General features: G+C 69.6%; 17 protein-coding genes. 8 read left to right on the top strand and 9 right to left on the bottom strand.

Annotated features, from left to right (window positions below; genetic code table 11):
• Positions 1-127: 127 nt before the first annotated feature.
• Complete coding sequence (locus LX14_RS05170) at positions 128-1,219, bottom strand: SDR family oxidoreductase (RefSeq protein WP_253646184.1); 1,092 nt, start codon at positions 1,217-1,219, stop codon at positions 128-130.
• Between the two features lie 86 nt (positions 1,220-1,305).
• Here LX14_RS05170 and LX14_RS05175 point away from each other — a divergent pair, with 86 nt between their 5' ends.
• The gene (locus tag LX14_RS05175) at positions 1,306-1,935 is read left to right on the top strand and encodes a vitamin K epoxide reductase family protein (protein WP_253646185.1); all 630 of its coding nucleotides are present in this window, start codon (positions 1,306-1,308) and stop codon (positions 1,933-1,935) included.
• A 117-nt stretch (positions 1,936-2,052) separates the two neighbouring features.
• On the opposite strand, the gene LX14_RS05180 is transcribed toward LX14_RS05175, so the two are convergent.
• Entirely contained in the window at positions 2,053-3,105 is a 1,053-nt protein-coding gene (locus LX14_RS05180; protein ID WP_253646186.1) for a TIGR03857 family LLM class F420-dependent oxidoreductase, read from the bottom strand.
• The gene (locus tag LX14_RS05185) at positions 3,102-4,190 is read right to left on the bottom strand and encodes a phosphotransferase family protein (RefSeq protein ID WP_372505361.1); all 1,089 of its coding nucleotides are present in this window, start codon (positions 4,188-4,190) and stop codon (positions 3,102-3,104) included. Before LX14_RS05185 ends, LX14_RS05180 begins: the two co-directional genes overlap by 4 nt.
• Positions 4,191-4,401: 211 nt before the next feature.
• Between LX14_RS05185 and LX14_RS05190 the strand changes: the two genes are divergently transcribed.
• The 4 genes from LX14_RS05190 (at position 4,402) to LX14_RS05205 (ending at position 8,626) form a co-directional block, all read left to right on the top strand.
• Positions 4,402-5,133 carry an ANTAR domain-containing protein gene (locus LX14_RS05190; RefSeq protein ID WP_253646188.1) on the top strand — a complete coding sequence of 244 codons (732 nt, stop codon included), beginning with the start codon at positions 4,402-4,404 and terminating at the stop codon, positions 5,131-5,133.
• A 144-nt stretch (positions 5,134-5,277) separates the two neighbouring features.
• Positions 5,278-6,201 carry a sulfate adenylyltransferase subunit CysD gene (gene cysD, locus LX14_RS05195; protein WP_253646189.1) on the top strand — a complete coding sequence of 308 codons (924 nt, stop codon included), beginning with the start codon at positions 5,278-5,280 and terminating at the stop codon, positions 6,199-6,201.
• Positions 6,201-8,102: an adenylyl-sulfate kinase gene (cysC, locus tag LX14_RS05200; protein WP_253646190.1), complete on the top strand. Its 1,902-nt coding sequence runs from the start codon at positions 6,201-6,203 to the stop codon at positions 8,100-8,102. Before cysD ends, cysC begins: the two co-directional genes overlap by 1 nt.
• Before the next feature lie 41 nt (positions 8,103-8,143).
• Positions 8,144-8,626 (top strand): carboxymuconolactone decarboxylase family protein, encoded by a 483-nt coding sequence (locus LX14_RS05205; RefSeq protein WP_253646191.1) that lies wholly within the window; start codon positions 8,144-8,146, stop codon positions 8,624-8,626.
• On the opposite strand, the gene LX14_RS05210 is transcribed toward LX14_RS05205, so the two are convergent.
• Positions 8,616-10,157: a DUF222 domain-containing protein gene (locus LX14_RS05210; RefSeq protein WP_253646192.1), complete on the bottom strand. Its 1,542-nt coding sequence runs from the start codon at positions 10,155-10,157 to the stop codon at positions 8,616-8,618. The genes LX14_RS05205 and LX14_RS05210 overlap by 11 nt on opposite strands.
• A 98-nt stretch (positions 10,158-10,255) precedes the next feature.
• On the opposite strand from LX14_RS05210, the gene LX14_RS05215 reads away from it, so the two are divergent.
• On the top strand, positions 10,256-11,290 hold the full coding sequence (locus LX14_RS05215; RefSeq protein ID WP_372505362.1) for a YihY/virulence factor BrkB family protein: 1,035 nt from the start codon (positions 10,256-10,258) through the stop codon (positions 11,288-11,290).
• On the opposite strand, the gene eutC is transcribed toward LX14_RS05215, so the two are convergent.
• Genes eutC through eat form a run of 3 tightly spaced genes read right to left on the bottom strand, consistent with a single transcriptional unit; the run spans position 11,291 to position 14,903 of the window.
• The gene (gene eutC, locus LX14_RS05220) at positions 11,291-12,067 is read right to left on the bottom strand and encodes an ethanolamine ammonia-lyase subunit EutC (RefSeq protein ID WP_253646194.1); all 777 of its coding nucleotides are present in this window, start codon (positions 12,065-12,067) and stop codon (positions 11,291-11,293) included. It lies immediately after the preceding gene.
• The gene (locus LX14_RS05225; RefSeq protein ID WP_253646195.1) at positions 12,064-13,473 is read right to left on the bottom strand and encodes an ethanolamine ammonia-lyase subunit EutB; all 1,410 of its coding nucleotides are present in this window, start codon (positions 13,471-13,473) and stop codon (positions 12,064-12,066) included. Before LX14_RS05225 ends, eutC begins: the two co-directional genes overlap by 4 nt.
• Positions 13,470-14,903: an ethanolamine permease gene (eat, locus tag LX14_RS05230; RefSeq protein WP_253646196.1), complete on the bottom strand. Its 1,434-nt coding sequence runs from the start codon at positions 14,901-14,903 to the stop codon at positions 13,470-13,472. Before eat ends, LX14_RS05225 begins: the two co-directional genes overlap by 4 nt.
• 240 nt (positions 14,904-15,143) lie before the next feature.
• On the opposite strand from eat, the gene LX14_RS05235 reads away from it, so the two are divergent.
• On the top strand, positions 15,144-16,424 hold the full coding sequence (locus LX14_RS05235; protein ID WP_253646197.1) for a sensor domain-containing protein: 1,281 nt from the start codon (positions 15,144-15,146) through the stop codon (positions 16,422-16,424).
• 52 nt (positions 16,425-16,476) lie between these two features.
• A complete protein-coding gene (locus tag LX14_RS05240) occupies positions 16,477-17,568 on the top strand; it encodes a spore photoproduct lyase family protein (protein WP_253646198.1) in 1,092 nt (363 codons plus the stop codon).
• Between the two features lie 25 nt (positions 17,569-17,593).
• On the opposite strand, the gene LX14_RS05245 is transcribed toward LX14_RS05240, so the two are convergent.
• Both LX14_RS05245 and LX14_RS05250 read right to left on the bottom strand, forming a co-directional pair.
• A complete protein-coding gene (locus LX14_RS05245; protein WP_253646199.1) occupies positions 17,594-18,856 on the bottom strand; it encodes an acyl-CoA dehydrogenase family protein in 1,263 nt (420 codons plus the stop codon).
• 32 nt (positions 18,857-18,888) lie between these two features.
• Positions 18,889-19,359, bottom strand: coding sequence for a winged helix-turn-helix transcriptional regulator (locus LX14_RS05250; RefSeq protein WP_253646200.1), 471 nt, complete (start codon positions 19,357-19,359; stop codon positions 18,889-18,891).
• Positions 19,360-19,390: the final 31 nt, after the last annotated feature.

Below are 19,390 nucleotides of genomic sequence, written 5' to 3' on the forward strand. Positions count from 1 at the left end.
GCCTACCCGAGACCTGAGACTGGAGATGACAGTGCCTTTCCGGCTGGGCGTACCCACGAGGTGTCCGCTGATGACCGATGGTAGGCGCGCCCCGGCGCAGCCGTCGGTGTCATCAGCGTCGGCGACCTCAGGGGATGATGTGCGCCTCGCGGTAGCGGGCGACGGCGTCGGCGAAGCTCTGCGGCGTGGACCGGAATCCGAGGAAGCCGGCCTGACGGCTCTTGGTCATGTCGGTGAGACACTCGATGTCGCGGCCGAGGTCGCTGTCGGTGTGCCACCACGAGGCGAGGCGGTCGACGTCGCCCTCGACGAGTGAGTGCTTCTCGGCCAGTTCGGACCACTCGGTCGCGGCATCACCCATGCGGTCGTCGAGCGGACGCGGCTCCTCGTCGAACCCGACGGGCTCCACGCCGAACATCTCCGCGATCTGCGGCCACATCCACCGCCACCGGAACACGTCGCCGTTCGCGACATTGAACGGCTCGTCCGCGCCCTCTGGATGTGTTGCGGCCCAGATCATCTGCTCGGCGAGCAGGCCGACGTCGGTCACGTCGGTGAGGCCGTCCCACTGCGTCCGCGACCCCGGGAACACGAACGGCCGGTCGTGCTCGCGACACAGGGTGGCGTAGACCGACAGCGTCAGCGCCATGTTCATGGCGTTGCCGACGGCGAACCCGACGATGGTGTGCGCGCGGTGCACGCTCCAGGTGAAGCCCATCCGCTCGGCGGCGGCGAAGAGCTCGTCCTCCTGCGCGTAGTAGAAGTTCTCGTTGTCCAGGCGCGGTTCGGACTCGTGGAACGGCGTCTCGGCCATGACGGCGGTGCCGTAGTCCTCGAACGGTCCGAGGTAGTGCTTGAGACCGGTCATGAGGGCGACGTGGCGCACCGACCCCGCCGGTTCCAGTGCGGCGAACACGTTGCGCAGGAGCTCGCTGTTGACCTCGATGTTCTCGCGCTCGGTGTCCTTCTTCATCCACGCGACGAGGAACACGACATCCGGCCGGACGTCGCGGAGCCGCTCGGTGAGCTGGACGGGGTCGAGGAGATCGGCCGCGATCGGGGTGACGCCGTCGACGGGGAGCGTCTCGTGGCGGGACAGGCCGTAGGTGGTCCATCCGCCGTCGACGAGCTGTTCGCACAGCGCCTGGCCGGAGATCCCGGTGGCGCCCACGACGAGGGCGGTACCGGGTGCACGGGTGGTCGATGCGGGGGTGGTCATGCCTCGTGCAGCACGCGCCGTGTCCTTCTTGTTCCGTGCCCGCTCGTTCACGGTCGACGCTCAGAGTGGCGTTCTACTCTTGTCGCGTGACCGCACAGCTCGACGACCGCGCCGACGACCGTCTCGACCCCGAGGACGTCGTCGACCACACGCGGCCCGGCGCGGTCGCCTCGTGGATCGTGCTGGTCACGGGTGTGATCGGCCTGGTCGCGGCGAGCACCCTCACCATCGAGCGGTTCAAGCTGTTCGCCGATCCGGGGTACCGGCCGAGCTGCAGCATCAACCCGATCATCTCGTGCGGCTCGGTCATGACGACCGATCAGGCCGCGTTCTTCGGCTTCCCCAACCCGATCATCGGCATCGCCGCGTTCGCGGTGGTGATCGTGGCGGGTGTCCTCGGGGTGGCGCGGGTGCCGATCCCCGGATGGTTCTGGGCCGGGCTGACCGCGGGCACCGCGGTGGGTCTGGTGTTCATCGGGTACCTGATCACCCAGAGCCTGTACCGGATCGGCGCGCTGTGCCCCTACTGCATGGTGGTCTGGGTCGTGACGCCGCTGCTGTTCGTGACGACAGCGCAGCTCGCGGCGGCCGCGAGCGGGCGCCGGTCGCTCATCGAGGCGGCCGGGTGGCTCCGACCGCTGCTGATCGTGGCGTACGCGGTCGTCGTGGCGATGATCGCGGTGCGCTTCTGGTCCTACTGGTCGACGCTGATCTGACGTCGTCGCGCCCACCGGGCGCCGACGAGGCCCCAGACGCTGCACACGAGCGCGAGTTGTTCCTTGGTGAGAACCGCGTAGCCCATGATCCGACCTCTCGTTCGACTGTGACGCACGTTACACAAGCGAGTGCTTGGTCGGCGGGCTTTCGTAGGCATCCACGATCGGTTCGAGTTCGGTCGGCGTCGAGCCGTGGAGGATGACCGCGTCGCAGCCGAGACCGCGTTGGCCGCGGATCGCCGCGGCGCACGTCTCCGGGCTCCCCACCGCCGCGTTCGCGAGCCACTCGTCCGGCAGGAGCGACGCCGCGTGCTCGAGCTGGTCGGGAGTGGCGGCGATGTCGAGGCCGGCGATGGACGAGACCACCGGGTCGGCGAGGAACCGCTGCAGGACGGCGGGGTCCCAGTCGTTGGTGCGCACCAGCAGATCTCCGTAGCCCTGCAGATACGTGCCGAGCCGGCCGACGGTCTTGCGCAGCCGCACGGTCTCGGGCAGGTGGTCGCCGACGGTCGCCAGGCACGACCACACGCGGACGGAGGAAGGATCCCGACCGGCCTTCTCGGCGGCCTCCTTCACCGTCCGGACGCAGCGCTGGGTGGTCTCCGGCGTGAAGTAGGTGTGGAGCACGACCTCGTCGAAACAGCGGCCGCCGAGGGCCAGGGTCTGTGGTCCGAACGCGACGAGCGCCAGGGGCAGGTGCTCGTCGAGGGACGAGTCGAGGTGGAGGAGGGGAAAGTGCCCCGCCGGACCGTCGTGACCACCCACCATCTCCCCGCGGAACAGTCGCCGCAGGAGGCCGGCGGTGTCCTCGAGCGCCGCAGTGGTGACCAGCGGCAGTCCGTACAGGGACTGCAGGATCGGGATGCCGCGGCCGAGGCCGAGCACGAACCGCCCGCCGGACAGGTCGCGCAGGGTGCGGGTCATGCCCGCGGTGACCATCAGGTGGCGGGTGTTGTGGTTGGTGGCCGCGGTGGCGACGGTGATGCTCTCGGTCACGGCCACCGCTGCGCCGGCCAGCGCGACGGCCTCTTTCCGGTTGTAGCGCTCGGAGATGAACGCCGTGCCGATGCCGAGCCGCTCCGCGGTACGGGCCTCGTCGAGGATGTCGCGGCTCGAATCCGGCTGGCCCGCCAGCAGGTAGCAGCCGAGATCGGGATGCGATCGGCTCACACGTACTCCTCGACGAGGGACAGGGTGTCCAGGTCGCGGATCGCCGCGCACCCGCGGGTGAGCATCACCGCCGCCATCTCGTCACCGCGGTCGGTGGCGGCGGAGAAGGCGAACCCGAGGGTCGTGATGAGGGGCACCTGGAGCATCGCGAGCCGGTGGTCTCGACGACACTGCGCGAGGTCGTGTCCGGTGACGCCGTGCTCCAGCAGCCCGTCGTGGTAGGCCGCGACCGCGTCGTCCTCGATGGTCGATCTGCGATCCGGCTCGACCGACGTCGCCACGAGGTAGGCGAGGTCGCGTGCGGGCAGCCCCACCGCGAGCGTCTGCCAGTCGACCACCGTCACCGATGTGCGGTCCGGGCTGAACATGAGGTTGTCGAGGCGGTAGTCGCCGTGCAGCACGGAGAACCGGTCGTGTTCGGCCATCAGCCACGGCGCGATGTGCGGGGCGACTGCACGCAACGTCGCCACGTCGTCGGCACGCAACCGATCCCCCAGCCGCTCGATCGTCGTGTCGATCGCGATGCCGGCGATCTCCCCCAGGCCCTGCGCTCCGTCACGGTCGGGTCGTCCGAGGACGATGCCCGGCAGCGACAACCACGCCGGGTCGCACCACCGCGGGCCGTGCAGCCCCGCGAGTGCGCGTGCCGCCGCCACCGCCTCGTCGCGGCTGCATCCCGCGATCTGATCGCCCTGTTCGGCCGGTGCGAGATCGTCCATGAGGAGCACGAACTCGGCGCCGTCCCCGGCGATGTCGATGTGGTGGCACGTCGGGACGGGGACAGCGACGGTGTCGGCCACCCGGGTGTAGAAGGTGTGCTCCGAGCGGTAGCCGAGCGCGACACGGTCGCGGACGTCCGGGTCCACCGACGGCAGCTTCACCGCGAACGTCGCCGGCAGACCGTGATCGGCACCGTCGGGATAGGTGACCTCGAGCCGATACGTCGAGCCGGTCTGACCTGTCCCGACGACGGCCGACCCGACCGACTCGACGACGACCGGGCGATCGGGACGGGACTGCACCTGACCGAGCCAGGTGGGCGTGACGTCGTCGATGCCTTCGGGTATCGGAGCGCGGTCCACCATCACCATCCGGCCGACGATAGACAGGTGGATGGACAGCTGTCCAGATCCAGGGGTCGGCGACTTCCTCTCGCCGTGACGATTTCGTTATCCGCGCCACGAGCGCGTACCGGTTGTCGCGAACTGCTTGTCGTCATGGCCCCGGGGGCGCACGCTGCGATGGACCTGTCCCCGGCGGCGCCCGCGGTGCCGCCCTGCCGGAGAGCTGACCGCCATGACCTCCATCGCCGATCGCAGCGCCTCCAGCCCGTCGTCCGACGTCCACGTCGCCATCGCGGAGATGGTCCGGCACCTCGCCTCCGCCGGGCCTCGTGACCTCGACCAGGTCCTCGACGACCTCGCCGCCGGCGCCGTCCACAACATCGACGGTGCCGAGGAGGCCAGCATCTCGATCGCGGGTCGCAAGCGCACGCTGGTCATCGAGGCCGCGACCGGGGAACTCGCCGAGGTGCACAACAAGATCCAGAACAGCACCGGACAGGGTCCATGCCTCTCCGCGATCTGGGAGGAGCCGCTGGTCCGGATCACCGATCTGCACGACGAGACCCGGTGGCCGCAGTACACACCCGACGCCCGGGCGACCATCCCCTACCGGTCCATCCTGTCCGTGCGCCTGCACACCGGGTCGGAACCGTTGGGGTCGCTGAGTCTCTACGCCACACCACCGCACGCCTTCGCGCCCGAGTCGGAGGAGATCGCGTCGATCTTCGCCGCCCACGCCTCGGCGGCGTGGACCGCCGCCGTGCGCGGCGCCCAGTTCGAGGACGCGCTGGCCAGCCGCGACATCATCGCCCAGGCCAAGGGCATGGTGATGGAACGGTTCGGCATCGACGCGATGGAGGCGTTCGGACTGCTCAGCAAGCTGTCCCAGGACACGAACACCCGCGTGATCGAGGTCGCCCGGAAGCTGCTCGACGCCGAGGCACGGGGCATCACCCCCTCCTGACCTCCCTCGGAACCCGTTGCGACGCAGTGGCGAGTGTTCGACCCACGGTGATCGCAACTCCGTGCGGGTGCGGTTCTCGCGGGGTCGTCGGTGTTGGCTGATGTCATGCCGACCCACGTCGGCGACATGAGCCGAGGAGGACCCATGACGACCGCGACGGACGACGACCGTCACGTGGACGAGCTCCGCATCCTCGAGGCCGAGGCGGTGCACATCATCCGCGAGGTGGTGGCCGAGCTCGAACGACCCGTGCTGCTGTTCTCGGCGGGCAAGGACTCGATCGTCCTGCTCCGGTTGGCGGAGAAGGCGTTCCGTCCGGCCCCGATGCCGTTCCCGGTGCTCCACGTCGACACCGGGCACAATTTCGACGAGGTCGTCGAGTTCCGTGACCGCCGTGTCCGCGGGGCCGGGCACGAACTGATCGTCGCGTCGGTGCAGGAGTCCATCGACTCCGGTCGCGTCACCGAGGTCGGCGGCCCGAGTGCCTCCCGCAACCGGCAGCAGACCCGCACCCTGCTCGACGCCCTGGAGGCCGGACGGTTCGACGCCGCGTTCGGCGGTGCGCGTCGCGACGAGGAGCGGGCGCGCGCCAAGGAGCGGGTGCTCAGTTTCCGCGACGAGTTCGGACAGTGGGATCCCCGCGCGCAACGACCGGAACCGTGGTCGCTGTACAACGGTCGGATCCGACGGGGCGAGCAGGTGCGGGTGTTCCCCCTGAGCAACTGGACCGAGACCGACGTGTGGAGGTACATCGAGCTCGAGGGCCTCGAGATCCCGTCGATCTACTTCGCCCATGAGCGCGAGGTGTTCGAGCGGGACGGGATCCTGCTGGCGACGTCACAGTTCACCGCGCCCCGCGACGGCGAGACCGCCCAGGTGGAGACGGTGCGGTACCGGACCGTCGGTGACCTCACCATCACGGGCGCCGTTCGGTCGAACGCTGCCGACGTCGCGTCGGTGATCGAGGAGATCTCTGCGGCCACGGTGTCCGAACGTGGCGCGACCCGCGCCGACGACCGGACGTCGGTGGCGGCCATGGAAGACCGCAAACGCGAAGGGTATTTCTGATGACGACCGGCACCGGGACGAACCGCCGCGAGCTGCTCCGTCTGGCGACCGCGGGTTCCGTCGACGACGGGAAGAGCACGCTCATCGGGCGGCTCATGCACGACACCGACAGTCTTCCGCTCGACCACCTCGACGCGGTCCGCCGCGACGGTGTCCCCGACCTCGCGGCGCTGTCGGACGGACTGCGCGCCGAGCAGGAGCAGGGCATCACGATCGACGTCGCCTACCGCTTCTTCTCGACGGACGCCCGCAGCTACATCCTCGCGGACACGCCGGGTCACGAACGCTACACGCGCAACATGTTCACGGGCGCATCCACCGCCGACGTCGCCGTGCTGCTCGTCGACGCGAGCGCCGGCGTGCTCCGCCAGACCCGTCGGCACGCCCGCATCGCGACACTGCTCGGGGTGCCGCACCTCGTCGCCGCGGTCAACAAGATCGATCTCGTCGACTTCGACGCGGCGCGGTTCACCGAGGTCGAGGCCGAGTTGCGCACGCTCGCAGAACGTCTCGGCGGTGTGGACATCACCGTCATCCCGATGGTGGCTCGAGACGGCGACAACGTCGTGCACCGGTCGACCCGGACTCCCTGGTACTACGGACCGTCACTCCTCGAGTGCCTGGAGACCATCGATCTCGAGGCGCCGGCCGCGCGCGCCGGACATCTGCGCCTCCCCGTGCAGTGGGTGTCGCGGCCCGCGGCCGGGGAACGACGCCGCTACACGGGACGGCTGTCCGCCGGGACCGTGCGGACCGGGGACGAGATCGTGGTGTTGCCGTCGGGGTCGCGCAGCACTGTGACCGCGATCGACACGCTCGACCCCGAACGGTCGGTGGCGGTGGCGCCCCTGTCGGTGTCGGTCGAGCTCGCCGACGACATCGACGTCGGCCGCGGCGACGTCCTCGTCGCGGGTTCCGACGACGCGCACCGACCCGTGTTGGCCCGCGAACTCGATGCGACCGTCTGCTGGTTCGGCGAGACCCCGCTGCGGGCGGGCGACCGACTCGCGCTGAAGCACTCCACCTCGACGGTCCGTGCGACGGTCCAGACCATCGGCAACCGCCTCGACCCCGAGACGCTCGAGGTCCAGGACCTGCCGGTGGCGTTGGCGCTCAACGACATCGGGTCGGTGACGATCCGGACGAGCTCGGTCCTCGTCGCGGACCCGTACACCACCGACCGCGAGGCCGGGGCGTTCATCCTCATCGACGAGACGACCAACGACACCGTCGGCGCCGGCGTGATCGACGAGGCGAGGGAGGTGGTGCCGGGCAAGCAGACCCGCAACGACATCACCTGGCACCCGTCGGCCCTCGACCGCGGCCACCGGTGGTCGAGCACGGGTCAGCGCGGGGCCACCATCTGGCTGACCGGTCTGCCCGCGTCCGGGAAGTCGACGGTGGCGGTCGCCCTCGAGCGGGCACTCGTCGAATCGGGGCGGGCCGCATACCTCCTCGACGGTGACAACGTGCGTCACGGCCTGTCCGACGACCTCGGCTTCTCGGCCGGCGACCGCGCGGAGAACATCCGTCGGGTCGGGCACCTGACGCGACTTCTCGCCGACGCGGGCGTGGTGGCGATCGCGTCGCTGGTCTCGCCCCTCCGGTCGGACCGTGCGGTCGCCCGTGCGTTGAACGACGCCGCGGGGTTGCCGTTCGTCGAGGTCGCGGTGACGACGCCGCTGGCAGAGTGCGAGCGCCGTGACCCGAAGGGCCTGTACGCGCGCGCACGGGCCGGTGAGCTCACAGGCCTGACCGGCCTCGACGCGCCCTACGAGGCACCGGAGTCACCCGAGGTGTCCGTCGACACCACCGACGTCGACACCGACGCGGCGGTCGCGCTCGTGTTGGCCGAACTGGCCCGCGTCGAGACACAGACGGGTGTCGGCGCCCTGCGCTGAGGAACGAGAACAGGTTCTCGTTGCGGTGTTATCGTGCGGAGATGGCACGGATCGGCGATTTCGCACCTGACGACCTGATCGGCTGGATGGGGCTCTCGCCGACCATCGGCGGGGCCCTCGGCGGCTATGCCGACGCCGTGTACCGGCACGGGAGGTTGGCGCCGCGGGTCCGCGAGATCGCGCGGATGGTGATCGCCCTGGACAACGAGTGCGAGGTCTGCCGCAACACCAGGACCGCAGACGGCGTGTCCCATGGGCTCGACGAGACCTTCTACGAGCAGGTCGAGCAGTGGCGGACGTCCCCCGACCACTCCGACGCCGAGCGCCTCGCAGCCGAGTTCGCCGAACGGTTCGCCCGCGACCACGTCGGCCTCCGCGAGGACGACGGCTTCTGGACGCGGCTCCACGCGGCGTTCACCGACGAGGAGATCACCGACCTCGCCCTGTCCTGCGCACTGTGGCTCGGGCAGGGACGGGCGCTCCGTGTGCTCGACGTCGGTCAGGCGTGTCACCTCACCCTGTGACCGGTGCGCGGTAGTCGATGACGCGGATGATCCGCGGCTCGGATTCGGGCGGCGGCGCGGTCTCTGCCGAGTTGTGTTCGGCGAGGATGAGTTCGAGGCGATGCTCGATGTCGGACCAGTGCGGGTCCGGTGGGGCGTGATCGGCGAGTATCTGACCCGGTCGGTGCAGGTGGTTGGTTCTGGGTGGGTCGGTGGTGCCGTTGGCGGTCCACCCGAACTTCCCGCGATCGGGACCCTCGGTGATCTTGCGGGTCTGCCAGCCACCGGGCCTGTCGTGCACGGCACGGTTGTGGGGTCCGCACGCCGGGGCGAGGTCAGTGATGTCGGTCGACCCGCCCTGCGCCCAGTCCTGTTCAGCGTGATGAGCCTCGGTGTGGGAGAACGGTGCCGGGCAGTTAGGCATGGAACACCCGCCGTACTGGGCGAACGACACGAACCGTTGCGCCTCCGACGCGAGTCGGCGGCTGCGGCCGTAGAACAGGGCTTCGCCGGTGATGTCGTCGAACACCGCCAGATGCATCTGCGCGTGCGCGGCCAAGCTGATGATGTCGCTCATGGGGAGATCGGTGCCGGTGGCGGTGTGGCCGATCCCTGCGCGTTCGCGCAGTTGGGTGTCGGTGATGGAGATGATCAGGTGCGGCGGCAGTCCACGATGCGACTTCCCCAGCAACCCACCATCGGCAGCGGCCCGCAGCAGCGCGTTCAGTGCGTCGTGGTTGCGTTGCTGCTGGGACCGCGAATCCCGCTCCGCAGCAGCCTTCACGGCGTCGGCGTCTAGGCCGTCATCGTCGACTCCACCGCGCGGTGAGGCCTCGTCGTCGGGGTTGTTCATGCCGGGCTTGGCCCACTTGGCCAGGACGACTTCGAACAGTGCTCGGGTAACTGGATCGAGATCCCCGCGCAGCTTCGACATGAGCTGCGGATCATGGTTACCCAACGACAGCGAGCGTTGACGAGCACGGTCCCGATCCGACGGTTCGGCACCGTCGGGGTCGAGGTGGGCAAGCAGCCGCGCACCCGCCCGGTGGATGTCCTTCGGCGAGTGATGCCGGGCGATGTCGGCGAGTTGTTCCTCGGCCTTCTCCCGTACCTCCGGTGAGGTCGCGGCCGGCACTTTGTCCATCACCGACAACACTGCATCGACGTGCTCGTGGGTGAGGTCGCCATCGGCCATGGCCGCCGCGGTCTCGGGGCACTTGGCCGGCAGCTTCTCGCCGGTCACAGAGTGCATCTCCGACAACGCCAGCACCTGCTTCAACCGGCGCTTCGGATTCGGCACCCGCAACCGCTCAGCGACAAAGTGCGTGAGCGTCGGAGACTGCACCGACGTGTGGGCATCACGATCACTCACGTCCAGGATGCGTCGCAGACCGATCGACCCCATCGTGCGAACCGCACGCTCATGGGTGATCGCGAGTTCCGCGACCTCCGCCTCGGAGCACGAGTCGGACGTCGTTGCAGCAATGCGATCCAGGAGCTGTTCCAGCGCAGCGTAATCCGCGATCAGAGAGTCCTCGACGACGTCACCCACGATGCACCTCCCCCGGCTGCGGCAACGTCTCCCTCATAGAACATGTGTACGGCATTCGCCGGGGTGTTCGATACGTTTCGTCGGGCCCCCCACGTGGAATCCCCCTCCCCGTGACCGACGAGCCTGATGATGCGCGCAAGCCCGATTCCCCCACCGACCTGACGAAGCCGTCGATGATCTTCGTCCTGAAGAAGACGGCGCGGGAGTTCTCCCGTGACCAGTGCACCGACATCGCGGCGAGCCTGACCTACTACGCGGTGTTGTCGCTGTTCCCCGCACTGCTGGCACTGGTGTCGCTGCTGGGTGTGTTCGGGCAGGGGCAGCGGACGATGAACGCGGTCCTCGACGCGATCGGCGACATCGGTTCGGCGTCGGTGGTCGACGCGCTGCGTGACCCCGTCCAACAACTCGTCGACGCCCCGAGCGCCGGGTTCGCGCTCGTCGTCGGACTCCTGGGTGCGCTGTGGTCGGCGTCGGGGTACGTCGGGGCGTTCGGCCGGGCGCTCAACCGGATGTACGAGATCGAGGAGGGGCGGCCGATCTGGAAGCTGCGTCCGGCGATGCTGCTCGTCACCCTCGTGGCGGTCGTCATGGCGGCGGCGGTCGCGCTGATGCTGGCGATCAGCGGTCCGATCGCGCGCACCATCGGTGACTCCATCGGACTCGGCGACACGGCCCTGCTCGTCTGGAACATCGCGCGGTGGCCGGTCATCCTCGTCTTCGTCGTCGCCGTGGTCGCGATCCTCTACTGGGCGACACCCAATGTGCAGCAGCCGAAGTTCCGATGGATCAGCACCGGCGCACTCCTGGCCATCGTCACCTGGATCGTGGCGTCGGCGGCGTTCGCCGTGTACGTCACCAACTTCAGCAGCTACAACAAGACCTACGGCGCGCTCGCCGGCGTCATCGTCTTCCTGCTCTGGCTGTGGATCACCAACCTGGCGCTGCTGTTCGGGGCCGAGTTCGACTCCGAACTGGAACGCGCTCGCGAGTTGCAGGCCGGGCTTCCCGCGGAGGAGAGCGTCCAGCTGCCGCCGCGGGACACCAGGGCGTCGGTCAAGAACGACGAGAAGGACGCCCAGTTCGTCGAGAAGGCCAGGGCCCTGCGGGAGTCGCGGGGCCGGCGGGAATGATCACCCCGCGTCGATGACCGGTGCTGCGGTGGAGGAGATCTCGGCCCGGGACGTGTCCTTCAGGGCGACCCCGGACCGACCGAGCCTGCGGGCACCCTCGACGAGGGACAGCGCGATTCGCGCTGCCGTCGCGTAGTCGAGTCCATCCGGCGGGTGGATGTTCGAGATGCAGTTGCGGTCGGCGTCGCTGCGTCCCGGCTTCGGCAGATGGGTGAGATAGATGCCGAGGCTGTCGGCGACCGACAGGCCCGGTCGCTCCCCGATCACCACGATGAGGGTCCCGACGCCCAACGCTTCCCCGATGTGGTCGCCGAGCGCCACCCGCGCCTGGGTGGCGATGACCGGCGGTGCCACCGAGAACCGTTCTGCGAGGACGTCTCTCAGGGCGCTCAGCAGGCCCGTCGCGTGATCGACCAGGGCCCGCGGCGACAGGCCGTCGGCGAGCACGATGCCGATGTCGGCGTCGGCTGCCTCGAGCCCGCCGAGATCGTCGGGCTGTCGACCGAGGTCCGGACGCCGCAGGTACTCGCTGCGCGAACCCGCCCGACTCTGCACGTGGACCGGTTCACCGAGACCCACCTCGCGGACCGCAGCGGCGAAGGTCTCCACGTCGAGGGGATCGTGGACGGCGTCGCGGGCGGCGGCATGGGCGGCCCGGAACTCCAGCACGCGCTGTGACGGTAGGGAGTTGCCGGCCCGACCGAGTCCGATCCGTGCCTGCGTGGTGCGACGGAGATCGGCCCACCCGTCGACGGCGGGCTCGCGGGCGGTGCTCACCGTGCCACCGTCAGTGATCGCAGCGGCGACGACCCGACGTCGACCGGCAGGATGCGACCGTCGGTGTCGGCCATGCCGAGTCCCGCCAGCCACGCCTCGAACTCCGGTGCGGGACGAAGGTTCAACGCCTGTCGGACGTAGAGGGCGTCGTGGAACGACAGGCTCTGGTAGCCGAGCATGATGTCGTCGGCGCCCGGGACGGCGATGACGAATGCGGCGCCGGCCACGCCGAGAAGCGTGAGCAGCGTGTCCATGTCGTCCTGATCGGCCTCGGCGTGGTTCGTGTAGCAGACGTCGACGCCCATGGGCAGGCCCAGCAGCTTCCCGCAGAAGTGATCTTCGAGACCCGCTCGGATGATCTGCTTGCCGTCGTAGAGGTACTCGGGACCGATGAAACCGACCACGGTGTTGATCAGCAGGGGATCCAGCGCCCGCGCGACCGCGTACGCGCGGGTCTCCAGCGTCTGCTGATCGACCGGCCGGCCGCCGGTGCCGATGTGCGCACCGGCCGAGAGCGCCGACCCCTGACCCGTCTCGAGGTACATGACGTTGTCCCCGACGGTTCCCCGCCCCAGGGAACGCCCGGCCTCGTTGGCCTGCAGGAGGATCGAGAGATCGACACCGAAGCCGGTGTTGGCGCCTTCCGTCCCGGCGATCGACTGGAAGACGAGGTCGACGGGGACGCCCTTCTCGATGAGCTCGATCGTCGTCGTCACGTGCGAGAGGACGCAGGACTGCATGGGGATCGCGAACCGCTGTCGGATGTCGTCGAGCAGGTACAGCAGATCCGCTGTCGCCTCGGGCGAGTCGGTGGCCGGGTTTATCCCGATCACCGCGTCGCCGCACCCCATCAGCAGGCCGTCGAGGGTGGCCGCCGCGATCCCCCGGGGGTCGTCGGTGGGGTGGTTCGGTTGCAGCCGTGTCGCGATGCGTCCCGGCAGGCCGATGGTCGTCCGGAAGCCGGACACCACCGAACACGCCTTCGCGACGAGGACCAGGTCCTGGTTGCGCATGATCTTCGACGTGGCCGCGACCATCTCCGGTGTCAGACCGGGTGACACCGCGGCCAACCGGGCAGCGGCGTCGTCGCGCGTCGAGGTCTCCAGGAGCCAGTCGCGGAACCCGCCGACGGTGAGGTGGGAGATCGGGGCGAACGCGTCCGCGTCGTGCGTGTCGACGATGAGGCGGGTCACCTCGTCCGTCTCGTAGGGGACCACCAGCTCCGACAGGAACGTCGAGAGCTCCACGTCGGCGAGTTGCCATGCCGCGGCGGCGCGTTCGGCATCGGACTCCGCGGCGCACCCCGCCAGCTCGTCACCGGAGCGCAGCGGGGTCGCCTTCGCCATCAGGTCGACGAGACCGTCGAACTCGTAGGTGGTCCCCGCGAGCGACTGGGAGAACCTCACCGGAGGTCCTCCTCCGCGCGGGCGAGCGCCGCGAACTCCTCGTCGGGGGACGCGGCCACCAGGTGGTGGCGGCTGTGGAACGCGAAGTACGCCATGAACACCGCGAAGACACCGAGGCAGCTCAGGGCGGCGACCGTGTCGACGAGGAACGTGGCGATGACCGCGACGACCGCGACGACGAGCGCGAAGCCGGTGGTGACGACGCCACCGGGGGTGCGGTACGGACGCGGCATGTCGGGCTCACGGCGACGCAGGACGATGTGGCTCACCATGATCAACACATAGCTGAGCGCGGCACCGAAAACGGCCATGTTCAGCAGGAGCGCACCCTCACCGGTCAGCGACAGCAGGAACCCGATGACCCCGGGCACGACGAGCGCCCATGTCGGTGTCTTGCGCTTGTTCGTCACCGACAGCACCGTCGGGAGATATCCCGCCCGCGAGAGGGCGAACAACTGCCGCGAGTACGCGTAGATGATCGAGAAGAAGCTCGCGACGAGACCGGCGAGACCGATGTAGTTGACCACCGTCGCCATGGACGACCCGCCGAGCGCCTCGACGAGCGGGTTGCCCGACGCCGACATGGCGTCGGCCCCTCCTGCACCCGTGGTGAGGACGAGCACCGCGACGCAGGTGACGACGAGGATCCCCATCGCCGCGATGATGCCGCGGGGGACGTTGCGCTCGGGATTCGCGGTCTCCTCCGCGGCCAGCGGTACCCCCTCCACGGCGAGGAAGAACCAGATGGCGAAGGGGATCGCCGACCAGATGCCGATGTAGCCGTAGGGCAGGAAGTCCGAGGCGCCGGCGGCCGTCGTCGGGGCGATGTCGGTGAGGTTGCCGATGTCGAACTGTCCGAGGGCACTCACGGCGAAGACGATCAGCCCCACCAGGGCGATGGCCGTGATGACGAACATGACCTTGAGCGCCTCGCCCGCCCCGGAGAGGTGGATGGCGATGAAGATCGCGTAGACGGCGAGGTAGACCCACCAGCCGTCGGTGATGCCGAACAGGTTCAACGACTCGACGTAGGCCCCGATGAAGGTGGCGATCGCGGCGGGGGCGATGGAGTACTCGATGAGGATGGCTGTGCCGGTGGCGAATCCGCCCCACGGCCCCAACGCGCGTCGCGCGAACGTGTACCCGCCGCCCGCGGCGGGCAGCGCGGACGACAGCTCCGCCATGCCCAGCACCAGGCAGACGTACATCGCCGCGATGACGACGGCCGCGATGGCCAACCCGCCGAAGCCGCCCTCGGCCAGGCCGAAGTTCCACCCCGAGTAGTCACCGGAGACGACGTAGCTGACACCCAGGCCGGCCAGCAGCAGCCACCCGGCGGTGCCGCCCTTCAACTGGCGTTTCTGCAGGTAGTCGTCACCGGGCGCGGCGGCGGTCGGCGGCTGGGTGCGGATCGGTTCGTCGATGGACACCGTCGTGCTCCTGTCTCCTCCCCGGCGACGCCGGGATGTGCGGCCGGGATCGCCGGCGCAGTGTGAGGCCAGACACTAGGACCGCGACGTTGCGGTGACGTTGCAACGACAAGGCGGACAAAGCACGCGAGCCCACCGCCGTACGGTCGTCCGCCTGACGGCGGGCATCGTCGTCCCCTACGCTCCGGTCACCGGCCTCGTGAGATCCCCGCGGCCTGCAGAGAGTGGACGACACCGACGATGGATGATCGGTTCCGACAGCTCGTCGAGACCTCCCCGGATGGGATGTGCGTCCACGACGGCGAGCGGATCCTCTACACGAACCCCTCGGGGGCGGGGATTCTCGGAGTGGCCTCGCCGTCCGAGGTCATCGGTGAGCGGATCGACACGTACATCCATGTCGACTCCCGCAGCGCCCATGTCGATCGGGTCTCGGCCCTCGTCTCGGGCGGACCGGCGCGGGCGACCGTGGTGACACAGGTGGTCCGTCGCGACGGGAGGGTGCGGACGGTCGAGGCCCGATCGACATCCACGACGTGGGACGACCGACCCGCGATCCTGACCATGGTGCGCGACCTGACCGGCCAGACGACGGCGGAGGAGGCGGCGCGCGCCGCCGAACAACGCCTCGCCGAGATCGTCGACAGCCTCGTCGACGGCGTGATCGTCCAGGACCGTCACGGGTACGTCCGGTCGATGAACCCGGCAGCGGCCGCGATCCTCGGGGTCGACGCCGACGCGGTCGTCGGTACCGACCTGCCGGCGATGATGCTCGAACGCGGTGCGGTGCGCAGGGCGGACGGGCACCCGATCACCCTCGCCGACCTCCCCCAGCGAACCGCCCAGCGGTCGCCGTCGCCGAGCCGGTTCGGACTCGAGATCACCCGGCGCGACGGCAGCACGGTGACGATCAGTGGCACCACGACCCTGGTGGGCGCGGACGAGGCACAGCTCGTGGTCAGCACGTTCGCCGATGTCACGGCCGATGCGCGGGCCGCCGCCCACCTCGAGTACCTGGCACGGCACGACTCGCTCACCGGCCTCGCGAACCGCCAGCACGTCGTCGAGGAACTCGCTGCGGCCGTCCGCGAGCCGGACCGCGACCACGACCTCGGGGTCCTCTACATCGATCTCGACGCCCTGAAGTCCGTCAACGACTCCCTCGGCCACAGCGTCGGCGACGACATCCTGACCCACGTCGCGACGAGACTGTCGTCGGCGATCCCGGCCGACGGTGTCATCGGACGCGTCGGCGGGGACGAGTTCGTGGCCGTGTTGCGCGGTGACACCGACACCGTCGCCGACGTCGCCGACGCCCTCCACGAGGTCCTCCAGGAGGCCATCGAGCTCGACGGGCACTCCGTCCGCATCACCGCGAGCGTCGGCGCGGTGGCCGTCCCCGTCGGCGACCACCGATCGATCGACGAGGTGCTCCGCGACGCCGACTTCGCCATGTACGAGGCCAAGGGGTCCGGTGGCGACCGCACGGCGTGGCACCGACGGACCGGACGCACCGACTGAGGCCGACCGCGGACGGCGCGGGCTTGTCGGTGGCACGCGGTAGAACGGGCGGATGCCCGCCTCACCCGCGACGTCACGCCCCGTCGTCACCGATCTGCTCGACGTCCGGACGCTCTGGGCCGAACCCGGCGCGCTCGAGAGCCCCCGCGGACAGCAGGTGCGGGCGCGCTTCCCGGACGCCGAGGTGGTCGAGGTCGCGTCGCACTGGAACATCCCCGAGCTCCACGGCAACGCCGGCAGCGCGGACCGCTGGGTCCGCACGAAGATCGAGAACCTGGTCGTCGGCGAGAAGAAGTCGCTGTCGGCCCGTCCGAACGGCCGCTCGACCGACTTCGTGGCCCCGTCGATCGCGAACGGGTGCGCGTTGGCGTGCGCCTACTGCTACGTGCCGCGTCGCAAGGGCTACGCGAACCCGATCACGGTGTTCACCAACATCGACCGCATCGTGGGCTACCTCCGGCGCCACGCCGTCCGTCAGGGCGCGAAAGCGGAACCGAACCAGTGCGATCCGTACGCGTGGGTCTACGACATCGGCGAGAACAACGACTGCTCGGTCGACGCACTCGTCAGCGACAACGTCGCCGACCTCGTCACCGCGTTCGCCGAGATGCCCACGGCGAAGGCGTCGTTCGCGACGAAGTTCGTCAACAGGTCCCTGCTCGACCTGGACCCACGGGGGCGCACGCGCATCCGGTTCTCCCTCATGCCCGAGAGCGACTCCCGACTGCTCGACATCCGCACCACGCCGATCGCCGACCGCATCGCCGCCATCGACGACTTCGTGGCCGCCGGGTACGAGGTGCATCTGAACCTGTCACCGGTCGTCATCCGCGACGGCTGGCTGGCGGACTGGCGCGACCTGCTCGAGCAGATCGCCGACGGCACGGGCGCCGCGTTCCGCGAGCAGGCGGCCGCCGAGGTCATCTTCCTCACCCACAACGAGCAGCTGCACGAGGTCAACCTGGGCTGGCACCCGCGCGCCGAGGACGCGCTGTGGCGTCCGGACATCCAGCAGCCCAAGCGATCACAGAACGGCATGACCAACGTCCGCTACCGCAACGACGTGAAACGTCGTGGGGTCGAGGACCTCTGCGACCTCATCGCGACCACCACGCCGTGGTTGCGCGTGCGCTACGCGTTCTGACCGGACGAGCCGACCGCCGAGACCGTCAGCGCGGGTCCGAGCGGTGCTTGGCCAGTTCGAGGCGGGCGACCACACCCAGATGCACCTCGTCGGGGCCGTCGGCGAGTCGGATCGCCCGTGCCGCCGTCCACGCCGAGGCCAACGGGGTGTCGCTGCTGAGCCCACCGCCGCCGTGGATCTGCATCGCGACGTCGATGACCTGCTGAGCCATCGTCGGGACCGCGACCTTGATCTGCGACACCTCCGACAGCGCGTTCGCCGGACCGCCCTCGTCGAGCTTCCACGCCGCGTTCAGCACCAGCAGGCGCGCGGAGTCGATCTGGATGCGCGCCCACGCGATCCGCTCGCGGTTGCCGCCGAGATCGATCAGGCGTTTGCCGAACGCCGTGCGTTCCATGCCGCGACGGATCGCGAGCTCGAGTGACTTCTCGGCGAGTCCGATCAGACGCATGCAGTGGTGCACGCGACCCGGACCGAGACGCCCCTGAGCGATCTCGGACGCCTTCCCCGCGCCGGCGATCACGTTCTCGGCGGGGACGCGGACGTCGGTGAAGCTCACCTCGCCGTGGCCGTAGGGCTCGTCCTTGAAGCCCATGGTGTCGAGCAGCCGCTCGACGACCACGCCGTCGGTGTCACGCGGGACCAGGATCATCGAGTGGCGGTGGTGGCGGTCGGCGTCGGCGTCGGTGACCGCCATGACGATGAGGATGCGACAGTCCGGGTGGCCGACCCCGGTCGACCACCACTTACGACCGTTCAGGACGTAGTCGGCGCCGTCGCGCACCGCGGTCAGCTCCATGTTGGTGGCGTCCGACGACGCCACCCCGGGCTCGGTCATGCAGAACGCGCTGCGGATCTCGCCGGCGAGCAGCGGTGCGAGCCACTGTTCCTTCTGGTCCTGCGAGCCGTACTTCAACAGCACCTCGGCGTTGCCGGTGTCCGGCGCGTTGCAGTTGAACGCGTAGGGGGCCATCGCCGACCGACCCATCACCTCCGCCACCGGCGCGTAGTCGACGTTGCTCAGCCCGGCACCGCCGCGCGTGCCGTACCGCTCCGCCCACGGACCCTCGTGCCCGGCCGGGAGGAAGAGGTTCCACAGACCCTGGGCCCTGGCCTTCTCCCGCAGCTCGGCCAACACCGGCAGCGGCACCCACGGGTCGCCGCCGGAGTCGCGCACCGCGGCGAGCTCCCGGTGGTACCCGTCCTCGATCGGCTCGATCTCGGTAGCGACGAACTCGGAGACGGCGTCGACCAGCGCGGTCGCCCGGGGGGAGTGAGAGAAGTCCATGCCCTGAGGCTACGACCGGGCCGGCCCTCGGATCAGTCGCGCACCGGGTAGGCCGCGGTCCGCTCGAAGACGACGTCCTCACGGGCGACCCGATGCCCGTCCCCGTCGACGAATGCGACATCGACGGGCGCGCCCGTGAGCCTGTGCCGTCGCACCACCGTCGGACCGCAGTCCACGGGAAGGTGGGCATCGCCCCATTGCTGCAGCGCCGCGACGACCACCGTCAGGTCCGCGCCCCGCTCGGTGAGGTGGTAGCTGGGCCGCTCCCGCGCTCCGGGTTCGCGGTAGTCCTCGCGGCGCAGGACGCCCGCGTCGACCAACGCCCGGAGGCGTTGGGTCAGAACGTCACTCGCGACGCCGAGGTGCGTGCGGAAGTCCGAGAAGCGGGTGACCCCGTCGAGGGCTTCCCGCACGATGAGGAAGGTCCACGGATCGCGCAGGACATCGACCGTCCGGGCGATGGCGCATCGGCCACCACCCTTGATCGCTCGGTCCTCGGGCATACCTCCATCCTACCCCTGGATTGGATTCTCC

Source organism: Williamsia deligens (genome assembly GCF_024171765.1).
Taxonomy (GTDB): Bacteria; Actinomycetota; Actinomycetes; order Mycobacteriales; family Mycobacteriaceae; genus Williamsia_A; species Williamsia_A deligens.

Bases quoted from the DNA above. Each gene is read 5' to 3' on its own strand.
- LX14_RS05170 (WP_253646184.1), bottom strand. From the start codon at position 1,219: ATGACCACCCCCGCATCGACCACCCGTGCACCCGGTACCGCCCTCGTC.
- LX14_RS05185 (WP_372505361.1), bottom strand. From the start codon at position 4,190: ATGGTGGACCGCGCTCCGATACCCGAAGGCATCGACGACGTCACGCCC.
- LX14_RS05190 (WP_253646188.1), top strand. From the start codon at position 4,402: ATGACCTCCATCGCCGATCGCAGCGCCTCCAGCCCGTCGTCCGACGTC.
- cysD (WP_253646189.1), top strand. From the start codon at position 5,278: ATGACGACCGCGACGGACGACGACCGTCACGTGGACGAGCTCCGCATC.
- cysC (WP_253646190.1), top strand. From the start codon at position 6,201: ATGACGACCGGCACCGGGACGAACCGCCGCGAGCTGCTCCGTCTGGCG.
- LX14_RS05205 (WP_253646191.1), top strand. From the start codon at position 8,144: ATGGCACGGATCGGCGATTTCGCACCTGACGACCTGATCGGCTGGATG.
- LX14_RS05235 (WP_253646197.1), top strand. From the start codon at position 15,144: ATGGATGATCGGTTCCGACAGCTCGTCGAGACCTCCCCGGATGGGATG.
- LX14_RS05240 (WP_253646198.1), top strand. From the start codon at position 16,477: ATGCCCGCCTCACCCGCGACGTCACGCCCCGTCGTCACCGATCTGCTC.
- LX14_RS05245 (WP_253646199.1), bottom strand. From the start codon at position 18,856: ATGGACTTCTCTCACTCCCCCCGGGCGACCGCGCTGGTCGACGCCGTC.
- LX14_RS05250 (WP_253646200.1), bottom strand. From the start codon at position 19,359: ATGCCCGAGGACCGAGCGATCAAGGGTGGTGGCCGATGCGCCATCGCC.